The 14,370-nt window shown below is 71.7% G+C and carries 12 protein-coding genes; 3 read left to right on the top strand and 9 right to left on the bottom strand.

Going from position 1 to position 14,370, the window contains the following annotated elements:
* Position 1 precedes the first annotated feature (1 nt).
* A complete protein-coding gene (locus tag ACZ4U1_RS28560; RefSeq protein ID WP_189301906.1) occupies positions 2–556 on the bottom strand; it encodes a peroxiredoxin in 555 nt (184 codons plus the stop codon).
* A gap of 139 nt (positions 557–695) precedes the next feature.
* On the opposite strand from ACZ4U1_RS28560, the gene ACZ4U1_RS28555 reads away from it, so the two are divergent.
* Entirely contained in the window at positions 696–1,634 is a 939-nt protein-coding gene (locus ACZ4U1_RS28555; RefSeq protein ID WP_467907013.1) for a LysR substrate-binding domain-containing protein, read from the top strand.
* A gap of 115 nt (positions 1,635–1,749) precedes the next feature.
* Here the strand turns inward: ACZ4U1_RS28555 and ACZ4U1_RS28550 are convergent, their stop codons facing one another.
* From ACZ4U1_RS28550 to ACZ4U1_RS28530, 5 genes are all read right to left on the bottom strand, one after another.
* Positions 1,750–4,083 (bottom strand): ABC transporter permease, encoded by a 2,334-nt coding sequence (locus tag ACZ4U1_RS28550; RefSeq protein ID WP_467907012.1) that lies wholly within the window; start codon positions 4,081–4,083, stop codon positions 1,750–1,752.
* A complete protein-coding gene (locus ACZ4U1_RS28545; protein ID WP_467907011.1) occupies positions 4,080–4,769 on the bottom strand; it encodes an ABC transporter ATP-binding protein in 690 nt (229 codons plus the stop codon). The genes ACZ4U1_RS28550 and ACZ4U1_RS28545 overlap by 4 nt, the downstream gene beginning before the upstream one ends.
* The gene (locus tag ACZ4U1_RS28540; RefSeq protein WP_467907010.1) at positions 4,766–5,290 is read right to left on the bottom strand and encodes a PadR family transcriptional regulator; all 525 of its coding nucleotides are present in this window, start codon (positions 5,288–5,290) and stop codon (positions 4,766–4,768) included. The genes ACZ4U1_RS28545 and ACZ4U1_RS28540 overlap by 4 nt, the downstream gene beginning before the upstream one ends.
* Before the next feature lie 93 nt (positions 5,291–5,383).
* Positions 5,384–5,617, bottom strand: a complete 234-nt coding sequence (locus tag ACZ4U1_RS28535) for a type II toxin-antitoxin system antitoxin (RefSeq protein ID WP_361699611.1) — start codon at positions 5,615–5,617, stop codon at positions 5,384–5,386.
* Positions 5,614–6,525: an SPFH domain-containing protein gene (locus ACZ4U1_RS28530; RefSeq protein ID WP_467907009.1), complete on the bottom strand. Its 912-nt coding sequence runs from the start codon at positions 6,523–6,525 to the stop codon at positions 5,614–5,616. The genes ACZ4U1_RS28535 and ACZ4U1_RS28530 overlap by 4 nt, the downstream gene beginning before the upstream one ends.
* 215 nt (positions 6,526–6,740) lie before the next feature.
* On the opposite strand from ACZ4U1_RS28530, the gene ACZ4U1_RS28525 reads away from it, so the two are divergent.
* The gene (locus ACZ4U1_RS28525; protein ID WP_467907008.1) at positions 6,741–9,041 is read left to right on the top strand and encodes a transglycosylase domain-containing protein; all 2,301 of its coding nucleotides are present in this window, start codon (positions 6,741–6,743) and stop codon (positions 9,039–9,041) included.
* A 65-nt stretch (positions 9,042–9,106) separates the two neighbouring features.
* Here the strand turns inward: ACZ4U1_RS28525 and ACZ4U1_RS28520 are convergent, their stop codons facing one another.
* The 3 genes from ACZ4U1_RS28520 to ACZ4U1_RS28510 form a co-directional block, all read right to left on the bottom strand.
* On the bottom strand, positions 9,107–11,212 hold the full coding sequence (locus ACZ4U1_RS28520) for an ATP-binding SpoIIE family protein phosphatase (RefSeq protein WP_467907007.1): 2,106 nt from the start codon (positions 11,210–11,212) through the stop codon (positions 9,107–9,109).
* A gap of 268 nt (positions 11,213–11,480) precedes the next feature.
* Positions 11,481–12,170: a cytidylyl-2-hydroxypropylphosphonate hydrolase gene (gene fomD, locus ACZ4U1_RS28515; RefSeq protein ID WP_467907006.1), complete on the bottom strand. Its 690-nt coding sequence runs from the start codon at positions 12,168–12,170 to the stop codon at positions 11,481–11,483.
* A gap of 84 nt (positions 12,171–12,254) precedes the next feature.
* Complete coding sequence (locus ACZ4U1_RS28510; protein WP_467907005.1) at positions 12,255–13,640, bottom strand: class II fumarate hydratase; 1,386 nt, start codon at positions 13,638–13,640, stop codon at positions 12,255–12,257.
* Positions 13,641–13,855: 215 nt separating this feature from the next.
* On the opposite strand from ACZ4U1_RS28510, the gene ACZ4U1_RS28505 reads away from it, so the two are divergent.
* Entirely contained in the window at positions 13,856–14,233 is a 378-nt protein-coding gene (locus ACZ4U1_RS28505) for a hypothetical protein (RefSeq protein ID WP_467907004.1), read from the top strand.
* The last annotated feature ends 137 nt before the right edge of the window (positions 14,234–14,370 follow it).

Here is a 14,370-nt window from a genome sequence, read left to right as displayed (position 1 = left end):
GTCACTCACCAGCCAGCAGCGCGACCGGGTCGAGAGTCTGCTCGCCCTTGGTCCAGTTGCAGGGGCACAGCTCGTCGGTCTGCAGGGCGTCGAGGACCCGCAGGACCTCCTTGGGGTTACGGCCCACGGAACCGGCGGTGACCATCGTGAACTGGATCTCGTGGTTCGGGTCCACGATGAAGACGGCACGCTGGGCGTAGCCGTCCTCGCCCTCGATGCCGAGGTCACGCATCAGCTCGTGCTTCGGGTCCGCCATCATCGGGAACGGCAGGTCGGTCAGGTCCGGGTGGTCCTTGCGCCAGGCGTGGTGGACGAACTCGGAGTCGCCGGAGAAGCCGAGGATCTGGGCGTCGCGGTCGGCGAACTCGTCGTTCAGCTTCCCGAACGCGGCGATCTCGGTCGGGCACACGAACGTGAAGTCCTTGGGCCAGGCGAAGACCACGAGCCACTTGCCCTCGTAGGACTTGTGGTTGAGCTGCTCGAACTCCTTGCCCTTCTCCAGCGAGACGCAGGCGGTCAGATCGAACTCGGGGAACTTGTCACCGACAGTGAGCACACGCTCTCCTTGCAGCGAAGAAAGACCCCTTTTGAGGATCTTTCCCATGGGTTGGACGCTGTCGATGTTGGCACAGGGTGGATTGATTAGGGAAATAGCTACACTCGGTCGTGTTGATCGGAGGGAGCTATCAGTGACCATGAGTAACGGCAAGCGGAGGCAGCCGAGCCTGTCCCAGCTGCGCGCCTTCGCCGCCGTGGCCGAGCACCTGCACTTCCGCGACGCGGCGGCGGCCATCGGGATGAGCCAGCCCGCCCTGTCCGGCGCGGTCTCGGCGCTGGAGGAGACCCTCGGCGTGACCCTCCTCGAGCGTACGACCCGCAAGGTGCTGCTCTCGCCCGCGGGGGAGCGGCTGGCCGTACGCGCCAAGGCGGTGCTGGACGCGGTCGGGGCACTGATGGAGGAGGCCGAGGCGGTCCGGGCGCCCTTCACGGGCGTCCTGCGCCTCGGCGTGATCCCCACCGTGGCGCCCTATCTGCTGCCGGCCGTACTGCGGCTCGTCCACGAGCGCTACCCGCACCTCGACCTCCAGGTGCACGAGGAGCAGACCGCCAGCCTGATCGACGGCCTGAACTCCGGCCGGCTCGACCTGCTGCTGCTGGCCGTACCGCTCGGTGTGCCCGGAGTGGTGGAACTCCCGCTCTTCGACGAGGACTTCGTGCTCGTCACCCCGCTCGACCACTGGCTCGGCGGCCGGGAGGGCATCCCGCGCGAGGCGCTCAAGGAACTGAACCTGCTGCTCCTGGACGAGGGCCACTGCCTGCGCGACCAGGCCCTGGACATCTGCCGGGAGGCCGGCCGCGAGGACGCGCCGGTCACCACGACCGCCGCCGGCCTGTCGACCCTGGTCCAGCTGGTGGCCGGGGGTCTCGGCTGCACGCTGCTGCCGCGTACGGCGCTGAAGCTGGAGACCGCCCGCAGCAGCCAGCTGCTCACCGGCTACTTCGCCGACCCCGCCCCCAGCCGCCGGGTCGCCTTCGCGATGCGCGCGGGCGCGGCACGGGCCGCGGAGTACGAGGAGCTGGCGGGAGCGTTGAGGGAAGCGCTGCGGGCGTTGCCGGTGCGGGTTCTCGGCTGAGAGCCCGCACCGGAGCTGCCGTCCGTCGGGTGCGGGTGCATCGTGGCTGGTCGCGCCCGCGCGGCGGATCCGCCCCTCAAGCACGGCCCCGCGCCCCTTCGGAGGCCTCAGCGGCCTACTCCGTCCGCAGCCCCTCCGGTCGCATCAGCCGGAGCAGGGGCGGCAGGCTCAGCAGGGTGACCGTGAGGACCACCGCCGCGCCGGCGCCGGTCAGGGCGAGGACGCTCGCCCAGTCGACGGACACCGCGGTGTCCGTCATCTTCAGCAGTACCGCGCCGAGGGTCAGGCCCACCGCCATGGCCAGCAGCAGGCCGAGTGCGATCGGCACCGCCGTCTGCCACAGCACCGACAGGCCCAGCGTGCGGCGCCGGGTGCCGAAGGCGACCAGCGACGACAGCAGCTTGCGCCGCTCGCGCAGCTGCTCCAGCTGGGAGACCAGCAGGCTCGCCCCGATCAGCACCAGCACACAGACCGCGCCGATGGACAGGCCGGTGCGCAGGGAGGTGTACTTCGCGGACTGCTGGGTCATGCTCCAGTGCCAGGCGTTGGCGAGGCGGTCCACCCGCGCGGCCGTGGTGCGCACGTATTCGTCCGCGTCCGGCACCGACAGGTCGAGGCGGATGTACACCTGGTGGTACAGGGTCGGCCAGGCCTCGGCGGGCAGCGCGGACGGGGTGAGCAGCAGACCCGAGGTTCCGTTCTGGAGCGCGTCCGCACGGGCGGTCACCTTCCGCAGGCCGGCCGGGACCGTCCAGGGGATCTCGCGCCCGGGCTCGTCCTGCGAGTACGTCGCGTCCACGAAGCCGTGCCGGCCCGGCCGCTCGAAGGCCCGCAGGGCGGCGTCGTCGTCCTTGCCGGGCAGGAGGAACACGTCACCGTCCCGGCAGGACGGCAGGTGGGCCAGTTCGCGCAGCGCGGTGCAGTCGCCGACGGTGATGCCCGCGGTGGTCCCGGGGTCGCGCCGCTTGTCGCCGAGCCCGCCGGTGGAGATCGCCACCGACGACCGTACGCCCTTGGTGCGGGCGAACTCGCGGGCCGCCACCGCCACCCGGGACCGGTCCGACAGGTCGATCTCCATCGAGGCCCGCTGCGGGTCCCGGCCGGTGTCCTGGGTGTACTGGCTCTCCACGCCCGCGAACAGCATCTGCAGCGCGATCGCCCCGGCCACCGCCACCGCGATGCCGTTGACCAGGCGGGCCGCCGTGCCGCTGCTCAACTGGAGTCGGCGTACGGCCAGTTGCCAGGAGAGGCCGCCCCCGCCGAGCCGGGCGACGACCGCCTCGACCAGCCAGGGCAGCAGCGCGGTGACGCCGATGAGGAGCAGCAGCACACCGCCGATGACCAGGTACTGGTTGAAGTCGCCGTGGGCGCGGCCGTCGCCGATCATCGGGTACAGCAACGCGAGGCCCCCCAGCGGCAGCAGCAGCCGCCACCACAGGCGCCGCCGGGCCTGCTTGGCCGTACGCACCACGCCGAGCGGTTCCACCACCACCCCGCGCATCGCGAGCAGCGTCACCAGCACCGCGGCGGCCGGAACCGCCACCGCGACCAGCACGGCCAGCGCGGGGGAGGGGTCCAGATAGCTCGGGAAGACGCTCTCGCCCAGCACCTCCACCGAGCCCGCCACCTGCCGCCCGATCAGGAAGAAGACCGTACCGACGGCCAGTCCGAGCAGCGCCCCGGCCAGCGCCTCGCCGGCCGCGATCCGGCGGGTCATGCCGCTGTCGGAGCCCACCAGGCGCAGCGCGGCCAGCCGGCGGTCGCGCCGCTCGCCGCCGAACCGTACGGCCGCGGCGATGAACACGGCGACCGGCGTCAGCAGGGCCACGAACACCACCAGCGTCATCAGGATGAGCACCGGGTCGGCCCGCTCGGTCGTCGGGTGCGGATCGCCGAACGCGGTCAGCCGCACCACGCGCGAGCTGTTCTTCGTCGCCACCAGGGTGTCGGCGCCCGCGTAGTAGGCCAGCTCCTGCGAGCCGATCAGCCCGGTCTCGCCGATCGTGCCGGTGATCCGGTCCGGGAGCCGCTCCCGCAGCAGCTTCGCCCCGTCCGAGGTGAGCAGTTCCCTCAGCGCGGGCGAGACCACCATCTCGCCCTTCTTCGGGAAGTGGTCGACGCCGGGTGGCAGCGGCGCCCGCGCGCCCTCGGGCTGGAGCAGCCGGCCGCGGATGTCCTTGTCGTGCCACTTGCTGTCGGCCATGCCGACCAGCACGGTGTTCTCGCCCTTGGGCGGCACGGACGCGCCGTAGGTGAGGTCCTGCCGTGCCGCGCCCCGCTCGTCCCGCGCCGCCAGCACGTTCGGCAGCGCGGTCGTGAGCAGCAGCAGCGCCACGCCCAGGCCGACGCCGACCGCCGTGAGCACCATCCGGACCCAGCCCTCGCGCCCGCCGGTGAAGGCGAACCGGATGCCGAGGGCCAGGTCCCGGGACCACTGCCTGACCTTCATATGGCCCGCTCCATGTCGCGGGACCTGCCGTCGCGTACGACGATCTCCCGGTCGGAGTAGGCGGCCACCCGGGCCTCGTGGGTGACGAGGACGACGGCCGCGTTGGTGGAGCGGGCCGCGTCGGTCAGCAGCTCCATCACGCGTTCGCCGTTGAGGGAGTCGAGCGCGCCGGTCGGCTCGTCGGCGAACACCACCCGGGGCCCGGTGACCAGCGCCCGCGCCACCGCGACCCGCTGGCCCTGGCCGCCGGAGACCTCGCCGGGCCGCTTGCCCTTGAGGTCGTCCACCTCCAGTCGCTCCATCCAGGTCAGCGCGGTCCGCTCGGCCTCCTTGCGGGGGCGGCCGCCCAGCCGGAGCGGCAGCGCCACGTTCTCCACGCAGGTCAGCTCCGGGACCAGCTGGCCGAACTGGAAGACGAAGCCGAACTCGCTGCGGCGCAGCGCGCTGCGCTCGGCGTCGTTCATGCCGGCCAGTTCCCGGCCGGCGTAGGTGATGGAGCCGGAGTCGGGCGGCACGATGCCGGCGAGGCAGTGCAGCAGTGTCGACTTGCCGGAGCCGGAGGGGCCCATGACGGCGACGACCTCGCCGGGGTGGATGGAGAACTCGGCGCCGTCGAGCGCGACCGTGGGGCCGTAGGACTTGCGCAGGTTCTCGGCGGTGAGCAGGGAGCCGGGGGGAGGAGTCATCGGGCCACCGCCTCACGGAGCTTGTCGAGGCGCGCGGCGGTCAGCTCCAGCCAGCGCAGGTCCGCCTCCAGGTGGAACAGGGCGTGGTCGCAGATCAGCTGGTCCGCGAGGTCGCCCTTGCGCTTGCGGTCGGTCAGGATCCGCATGCTGCGCAGGTGTTCGGCGCGCTGCGTGTCGAGGATGTCGGACGCGTCGCGGTGGGTGAGGAGCGCGAGGACGACCTTGGTGTAGAGGGTCGACTGGAGGTACTCCTCGGGCTTCTCCGGGGTGGCGAGCCAGCGTTCGACGTCGGTGATGCCGGCGTCGGTGATGGCGTACCGCTTGCGCTCGGGGCCGTCGCCCGCCTCGATCCCGTCGACTTCCACGAGGCCGTGCTTCAGCAGCCGGGACATCGTGGAGTAGACCTGGCCGTAGTGCAGCGGCCGGTCGTGACCGAACTTCTCGTCGAAGGCCCGCTTGAGGTCGTAGCCGTGGCGCGGGCCGGACTCCAGGAGCCCTAGGAGGGTGTGACCGATGGACATGGCAGCACTCTACACACGGTGTATACGCGAGATGTATACGCGGAGTGTGCAGAGCATGGCTGCTGGTACGGCCCCGCAGGTCGGGGCCGATTGTCACGGTTCTGACACAGGCGGCCGGCCCCGCCGCGGCAACGGTCCCGTGTCCTTCGGCAGCCGCCCCGCCTCCGCCAGCGCCTTGCGCAGCAGGAACTCGATCTGCGCGTTCGCCGACCGCAGCTCGTCCCCGGCCCAGCGGGCCAGCGCCTCGTACACCGCCGGGTCCAGCCGCAGCAGCACCTGCTTGCGCTGCTGCGGCCGGCGCTTGGGCGCCTGAGAAGGCTCGGTCACTGGTAGAGGGTCCCGGTGTTGAGGACCGGCTGCGGGGCGCGGTCCCCGCACAGCACCACCATCAGGTTCGACACCATCGCCGCCTTCCGTTCCTCGTCCAGGTCCACGATGTCCGCCTCCGCGATCCGGGCCAGCGCCGCCTCGACCATTCCCACGGCGCCGTCCACGATCTGCCGCCGGGCCGCGACGACCGCTCCCGCCTGCTGGCGCTGGAGCATCGCCGAGGCGATCTCGGGAGCGTACGCGAGGTGCGTGAAGCGCGACTCGACGATCTGCACACCGGCCGCCTCCACCCGCACCTGGAGTTCCGTGGCCAGCTTCTCGGTGATTTCCTCGGCGTTGCCGCGCAGCGACAGGCCGTCCTCCTCGTGGGCGTCGTAGGGGTACTCGATCGCGATGTGCCGCACGGCCGTCTCGGTCTGCGTGGCGACGAACTCGGCGAAGTCGTCCACCTCGAAGGTGGCCTGCGCGGTGTCCCGGACCTTCCACACCACGACCGCGGCCAGCTCGATCGGGTTGCCGTAGGCGTCGTTGACCTTCAGGACGGCGGTCTCGTGGTTGCGTACCCGGGTGGAGATCCGGGTCCGCGAGGTCAGGGGGTTCACCCAGCGCAGGCCGTCCTGCCGGATCGTGCCCCGGTAGCGGCCGAAGAGCTGCACGACCCGGGCCTCGCCCGGCGCGACCGTGTTCAGACCGCGCATCCCGATCAGGGACGCGAGCAGGACGACGACACCGGCGGCGATGAGTCCGCCCTCGGCGCCAGGGGAGGGGGCCGCCCCGGAGGCCGCGAACAGCGCGACCGAGGCGCCGAGCCCGATCAGGCCGAGCAGCAGGGCGAGTCCGCCGCCGATGCTGTGGGCGGTGAACTCCCGCACGCGCGGAGCGGGCATCTCGGGTATGTCGGACATGGGTGACCCCCCGTTCTCGTGGTACCTAGCTTGGTTCTAGCTAAGTGATATCACTTTAAGGCATCGAGCAACCCTGGACCACTGCCAGCCGTCGGTTCCGGTGGGGCGGGTGCTGATTGTCACGTCCGTAAAAGAACGGATCGGGCGCCCTTTGTCATATAGAGCGGTGTTAGTTTTCGGAGCTGACCCCGAGACGGAAGCGAGCGTAGGGACCGATGGGACGAGCGGAAGAGAGACGAGCGCGACAGCGCGGTGGCCGCCGCGCGGCGCCCAAGCGCCGCCGTCCCGCACCCACGGCGGGCGGCAAGCCCGCCAAGAGCCTCATACGCCGGATGTTCACCTGGAAGAAGATCCTCGGGACGTTCTTCGGGGTGTGCCTGCTGGGCATCCTGGGCTTCATCGGCCTCTACCTCTACGTGGACATTCCCGAGGGCAACGCCGCCGCCCAGCAGCAGAGCAACGTCTACAAGTTCAGTGACGGAACGATTCTGGCCCGCAAGGGCGAGGTCAACCGCGAGATCGTCGACCTGTCCAAGGTCCCTCGCAAGGTCCAGCTGACCTTCGTCGCCGCCGAGAACAAGAGCTTCTACCACGACTCCGGCGTCGACTTCCGCGGAACCGCCCGCGGCGTGATCAACACGCTGTCCGGCAAGGGCAAGCAGGGCGGCTCCACGATCACCCAGCAGTACGTCAAGAACTACTACCTCAACCAGGACCAGACCGTCACGCGCAAGCTGAAGGAGCTGGTCATCTCGTTGAAGGTGGACCGCGAGAAGTCCAAGGACGACATCCTCGCCGGCTACATCAACACCAGCTACTACGGCCGCAACGCCTACGGCATCCAGGCCGCCGCCCAGGCCTACTTCGGAGTCGACGCCGAGGACCTCAAGGTCGAGCAGGGCGCCTACCTCGCCGCCCTGCTCCAGGCGCCGAGCCAGTACGACTGGGCGGTCGCCACCGACAACGGCAAGCGGCTGGTCACCGAGCGCTGGAACTACGTCCTGAACAACATGGTCGAGGAGGGCTGGCTGCCCAAGGCGAAGCGCGACGCCCTGCACTTCCCGAAGATCAAGGAGCCCAAGGGCGCCCCCGGCCTCGGCGGGCAGAAGGGCTACCTGGTCGAACTCGCCAACCAGCAGCTGGAGCAGCGGCTCATGGCGCAGGAGGGCCTGACCCAGTCCCAGGCGGAGAACGCCGTGGTCGACAAGGGCTGGACCATCACCCTCAACATCGACCGGAAGAAGCAGGCCGCGCTGGAGAAGGCCGTCAAGTCCCAGCTGACCAGCAAGCTCGACGAGAAGAAGCGCAAGGTCGACGGCGACATCCAGGCCGGCGCCGTCTCCGTCGACCCCAAGACGGGCAGGGTCGTCGCGCTCTACGGCGGCCAGGACTACTACCGGCACTACTTCGACAACGCCACCCGCCGGGACTACCAGCCCGCCTCCACCTTCAAGCCGGTGATCCTCGCCGCCGCCCTGGAGCAGAACGCCACCACGCAGGACGGCAAGCCCATCACGGCGAGCACCCTCTACGACGGCACCAGCCGCCGCCCGGTCGTGGACCACGGCACCAAGGTCGGCTTCGCCCCGCCGAACGAGGACAACATCAGCTACGACGACATCACCGTCCAGGAGGCCATGAACAAGTCCGTCAACTCCGTCTTCGCGCAGATGGGCGTGGACGTCGGGATGGACAAGGTCATGAGCACGGCGAACGAGCTCGGCATGGACACCAAGGGCATGCAGGCGGTGCCCGCCCAGACCCTCGGCTCCATGGGCGCCAGCCCCCTGGAGATGGCCGGCATCTACGCCACCTTCGCCAACCACGGCTACAAGGTCACCCCGAGCATCCTGAAGTCGGCGGAGAACAAGGGCCGTTCGGTGGAGGTGCCGAACCCGGTCGGCGGCTCGGTGATCAGCCGTACGGCCGCCGACACGGTCACCTCGGTGCTCACCGGCGTGGTGGACGACGGTACGGCCAGTGAGTCCGTGGCGAAGAACCCGCTGCGCGGCGGCCAGCAGGTGGCGGGCAAGACCGGTACCTCCGACGAGAACAGGTCGGCCTGGTTCACCGGCTACACGCCGACCCTGGTCACCTCCGTCGGCCTGTTCGGCGAGGACCCGAAGACCAAGGCCCACGTGTCCATGAAGGGCGCGACCGGCCTGCTCCCGCCGCCCGGCCGGATCAACGGTGGCGGCTACCCGGCGAAGATCTGGGCCGCGTACACCTTCGGCGTCGCCGACAAGGCCGAGTTCGACCTGAACACCACACAGGGCGCCGCCGTCGAGCCGACCGAGACGCCGACGTTCACGCAGACCCCGACCCGGACGCCGTCGCAGACACCGAGCAGCGCGCCCCCCACGTCCCAGTCGCCGTCCCAGTCGCCGTCGCGGACCCCGTCGCAGACGCCGTCCCAGACGCCCACCCGGACACCGACGCAGACCCCGACCACCGGGCCGCCGACGGAGCCCGCCACCGAGGACCCGCTCGACCCCGACGGTGACCTCACCCCGTAGGCGCACACGACGAAGGGCGCCCGGAGCCGGTGCTCCGGGCGCCCTTCGCGCGTCACAGGGGGCCGTCAGCCCCGGTTCAGCTCGAACCACACCACCTTGCCGGTGCTCAGCCGGGTCGCGCCCCAGCGCCGGGCCAGCTTGTTGACCAGGTACAGGCCGCGCCCGCCCTCGTCCGTGGCCCGCGCCTGCCTGAGCCGCGGCAGCTGCGGCACGTCGTCGCCGACCTCGCAGCGCAGCACGTCCGTCCGCAGCAGCCGCAGCGTCACCGGCCGGGACGCGTACCGTACGGCGTTCGTCACGACCTCGCTGACCAGCAGCTCCACCGAGTCCGTCAGATCCTCCAGGTCCCAGCGGGCGAGCGCCTGCCGGGCCATCCGGCGGGCCTGGCCCGGGGCGGAGTCCTCCGGCTCCAGCGTCCAGTAGGCGACATCGCTCGGCGCGATCCCGTCGAACCGGGCGGCGAGCAGGGCGATGTCGTCGTCCCGGTCGCCCGGGCCGAGCATGTCCAGCACCTCGTCGCACAGCGCTTCCAGCGGCGGCGGATGGTCCGGGCCGGTCAGCTGCGCGGTCGCGGCCAGCTTCTCCCGCAGCTGCTCTATGCCGGTCCACACGTCCCGCAGCCGGGACTCCACCAGACCGTCGGTGTACAGCAGCAGCGTGCCGCCGGCGGGCGCGTCCAGCTCGACCGCCTCGAAGTCGACCCCGCCGACGCCGATCGGCGCGCCCGGCGGCACCCGCAGCACCTCCGCCCGGCCGCCCAGGTGCAGCAGCACGGGCGGCGGATGGCCGGCGTTGGCGATCGTGATGCGGTGCGTCACCGGGTCGTAGACCGCGTACAGGCAGGTCGCCATGCGGTCCGTGCCCAGGCGCTGGGCCTGTTCGTCCAGGTGGTGCAGCACCTCCTGGGGCGGCAGGTCGAGGCCGGCCAGCGTCTGGGCCGTCGTGCGCAGCTGGCCCATGATGGCCGCCGAGGTCATCGAGTGGCCCATCACATCGCCGACGACCAGCGCGACCCGGCTGCCGGGCAGCGGGATCGCGTCGTACCAGTCGCCGCCGACCCGCGCGGTCTCGGCCGCCGGCAGATAGCGGGAGGCCAGCCGGACGCCGGTCGGGCGGGGCAGGGTCTCGGGCAGCATGGTGCGCTGCAGCTCGTCGGCGATGTACGCCTCGCGGCCGTACAGCACCGCCTTGTCGATGCCGAGCGCGCTGTGCGTGGCCAGCTGGGCGGCCACCAGCAGATCGTCCGCCTCGAACGCGAGCCGGTCCGGGCGGCGCAGGAACAGGGCCGCGCCGATCACCCGGCGCCGGCCGCGCAGCGGCGCGAGGATCGCGCGCTGCCCGCCCGGTACGACCGCCTCGCCGCCCTCGCCGAGCAGCTCGGGCAGGGCGGCCCGGGCGGCGGGCGCGTCGGCGAACACCGGCCGCACCCCGCGCAGCACCTCGTTCAGCGCGCCGCCTGGCCGGACCTCGCACAGTTCGGTGGTGAGCGACGACAGGTCCGCCAGCACGGACGGCTCCGGTTCCGGTTCGAACGCCGGCGGCAGCAGCACACCGTCGGTGTCCCGCTCCTGGGGTATCCGGTCGGTGCGGCGCAGCCGCAGTACCACCGGACCGCTCGGCCGCTCGTCGCCGACCGGCAGCGGTTCGCGCAGATAGACCAGGATCGCGTCGGAGAAGGTCGGCACGGTGGCCCGGCACAGCCCCATCACGATCTCGTCCAGGTCGAGCCCGCGGGCGATCCGCCGGGTGGCCGCGCCCACGAACCTCAGCCGGTCCCCGTCGCGCCGCATGGGCATCGGCCGCCCGGGCGGCAGTCCCCGCCCGGTACGGCGCTCCTGGCCGCCCGGCGCCCGCTCCTGCTCGGCGCCGGGCTGGGCCGGGATGGCCTCCGGCGCGGGGCGCGGGCGGTGGGCGTCGGGTTCGGTGCCGGCGGGCTGGGAGTGCTCGGGGCCGTTGACGGGTAGCTCCTTCCCGTTGCCGTCCGTTCCCTTGCCGCAGGGCGTGGCCGTGACGGGGCCGGAGGACGGTCCGTCGGCCCGGGCCTGCGCGGGTAAGGCGGGGGTGCCGAGCGCTTGCGCGGCCTGTTTCTGGGTACGCAGGAGCGCCCCGCGGGCCTCCGCGGGGTCCACGCCCGGCTGCGGGCGTTCGAAGGAGGTGGGCTGCTCCGTCACGCGTGTCGCATCCATCCGTCCGGGGCTGAGCGCCGGGTGGGCCGGGCGCGCAGTTGGTCCCGCCGACATGCCGATACCCGCAATACGTGCCCCGGGAACGGAATTCCCGTGGGGTCGGCCTTCGTGGTCGTGCCCTGGTACCCCTCGTTCACGTCCTGCCGCCCCTCGGTGACGATCGGTCAAGCCCGGCGCATGCCCCGGAAGTTGCCTTGGTGTGCCCTTGCGGAGGACGATCCTACGTTTCTTGCCCTGGGGCGCATCAAGAGTCTCATGAGGACAGGTGCGCGGGCGTGCGGTCCCAGTCCTCGGGGAGAGAAGGTACCGTCCAGGACGGGTCCGGGCGCCACTGCGGCCAGCCGTCCGCGAACGGGGCACCCCACGCGCGGATCACCTCCACCGCCTCCCGTCCGGCCGCCCGCACCCGCTCGGCGGTCGCCGCGTCCATCAGCCCGTCCCGCTGGGCCTGCGCGAACTCGTCCTCGTCCCGCCAGTGCCAACTGCGGTCCGGCTGCACCGAGATGTCCAGGAAGTGGTCCTCGGAGTCCACCCCGCCCGCCCAACGGGCCAGCGGCTGCTCCAGATTGACGTACCAGTTCTTGAACCGCCAGCCCGGCTCCCAGAACAGCCACACCGACCAGGGCCGGCCGGGCTGGGCCACCTTCAGCACGCCGGTGCCGAACCAGCGGTCCCGCTGGACCGTGCGCGGCTTGGTGTAGCGGGACTCCAGCGGTTCCAGGTGCACGGGCGTGCCGTCGGCCAGCACCGGCTTCACGCACTCGGTGCCGGGGGCGAGCCACACCGCCAGCAGCTCCGCGTCGTCGCGTACGACGGTGACGGGCCGGGCGATGTGGAAGTGCTCGCCGCCGTTCTCCCGGTAGCGCCACAGGATCTGCGTGCCCGGGGTCCAGTACGCCGCAGGTCCCGCCGTCACTCGTGTCATCGCTCCGTCGTCCGTCATGCACAGATATTAGGTGCCACGGGCATACGACGCTGCGGTGCACGTCACGGTGGTCCGGCGGTGGCCGGAAAGGTGCGCCGCCGGTTACGGGCGCGTCATCCGCAGGACATCCAGCGCCTCGTCGAGCTGCTCCAGCGTCAGGTCGCCGCGCTCCACGTACCCGCTCTCCAGGACGACTTCACGGATCGTCTTCCGCTCGGCGAGGGACTTCTTGGCGACCTTCGCGGCCTCCTCGTAACCGATGTACTTGTTCAGCGGGGTCACCACGGAAGGCGACGACTCGGCGTACTCGCGGGTGCGTTCGCGGTCGGCGGTGATGCCGTCGACGGTCCGGTCGGCCAGCAGCCGCGCGACATTGGCGAGCAGCCGGACGGACTCCAGGACGTTCTTGGCGATGACCGGGAGCATGACGTTCAGTTCGAAGTTGCCGGCGGCTCCGGCGGTGGTGATCGTTGCGTCGTTGCCGATGACCTGCGCGGCCACCATCAGCACGGCCTCGGGGACCACCGGGTTGACCTTGCCCGGCATGATGGAGGAGCCGGGCTGCAGGTCGGGCAGCCGGATCTCGGCGAGGCCGGTGCGCGGCCCGGAGGACATCCAGCGCAGATCGTTGGCGATCTTCGTCAGGCCGACCGCGATGGTCCGCAGCTGCCCGCTGGTCTCCACGACGCCGTCCCGGGCGCCCTGCGCCTCGAAGTGGTCGCGGGCCTCGGTGAACGGCAGCCCGGTGGCCCGGGCGACCTCCTCGATGACAGCGGCGGAGAACCCGGGCGGGGTGTTGATGCCGGTGCCGACCGCGGTGCCGCCCAGCGGCAGCTCGGCCAGCCGCGGCAGGGAGGCCTTCAGCCGCTCGACGCCGTACCGCACCTGGGCCGCGTACCCGCCGAACTCCTGCCCCAGCGTCACCGGGGTGGCGTCCATCAGGTGGGTGCGCCCCGACTTCACCACGTCCGCGAACTCCCCGGACTTGCGCTCCAGGGAGGCGGCGAGGTGCTCCAGGGCCGGGATCAGGTCGTGGGTGACGGCCGCGGTGGCCGCGATGTGGATCGAGGAAGGGAAGACGTCGTTGGACGACTGCGAGGCGTTGACGTGGTCGTTGGGGTGCACGTTCCGGCCCAGCCGCTCGGTGGCGAGGGTGGCGATGACCTCGTTGGTGTTCATGTTGGACGAGGTCCCCGAGCCCGTCTGGAACACGTCCACCGGGAAGTGCTCGTCCCACTTCCCCGCGGCGACCTCGCCGGCCGCCTCCTGGATCGCCTCCGCGACCTCCTTGTCCAGCACGCCCAGCTCGGCGTTGACCTTCGCCGCCGCCGCCTTGATCCGGGCCAGCGCCTCGATGTGGGCCCGCTCGATGCGTTGCCCGGAGACCGGGAAGTTCTCCACGGCGCGCTGCGTCTGCGCCCGCCACTTGGCATGGGCCGGGACCCGGACCTCGCCCATCGAGTCGTGTTCGATGCGGTATTCGCTCATGCCGGGTACAGCGATCCGTGCGCCGGGGATGTTCCGGGCCCCGGGCCGTACGGGTGGGGGTCCGGCCGCCGGCTGCTGCATCGGCATGACGACGTCACCGGGTCGGGGGAGTGCGCCTCCGGCCGCCGAGCCGGACATCCCCGATCGGGGTGACCATCACTCCAAGGTGACCTGGCGACTCCCGGCCGTCACCACAGCTGGCAGGAGGACAATCGGTGAACCCCACTCTGAAGCGCCTGCTCGGTGCCACCGCGGCGGTGGCCACGGGCGCCACGGCCCTGATCGGCACCGGCGTCGGCGCGGCCGGCGCGGCCGGCGGCGCACACCGTGCGTACTGCGACCGCGCCGTACGGCCCGTGTGGACCGGCGGCGACCCCAGCCGCAACATGACCGCCCACGGCTGCAGCCTGCCGGACGACGAGCGCCGCTGGTACACCGTCGAGATCGACACCCTCGTGGAGCCCCACTACAGGACGGACTATCTGGACGGAGGGATCGGCCGGACGGAGACCACGCATGACAGAACCATCAGGTGCCTGGGCTACACCACCCGCGACGACAGCGTGGACTGGTTCGGCTGCCTGCCCCACTGACACATCCGGCCGCCCCCCCCGGGGGGGGGGGGGGGGGGGGGGGGGGGAGGACGGGGGGGGGGGGGAGGGGGGGAGCACACGAAGGGCGTAGGGAGGGGGGGGGGGGGGGGGGGGGGGGGGGGGAGGGGGGGGGTTTT

The organism is Streptomyces sp. NPDC028928 (assembly GCF_055564915.1).
The sequence above is the reverse complement of the archived record's forward strand: the minus strand, read 5'-3'. Positions and strand labels throughout refer to the sequence as shown.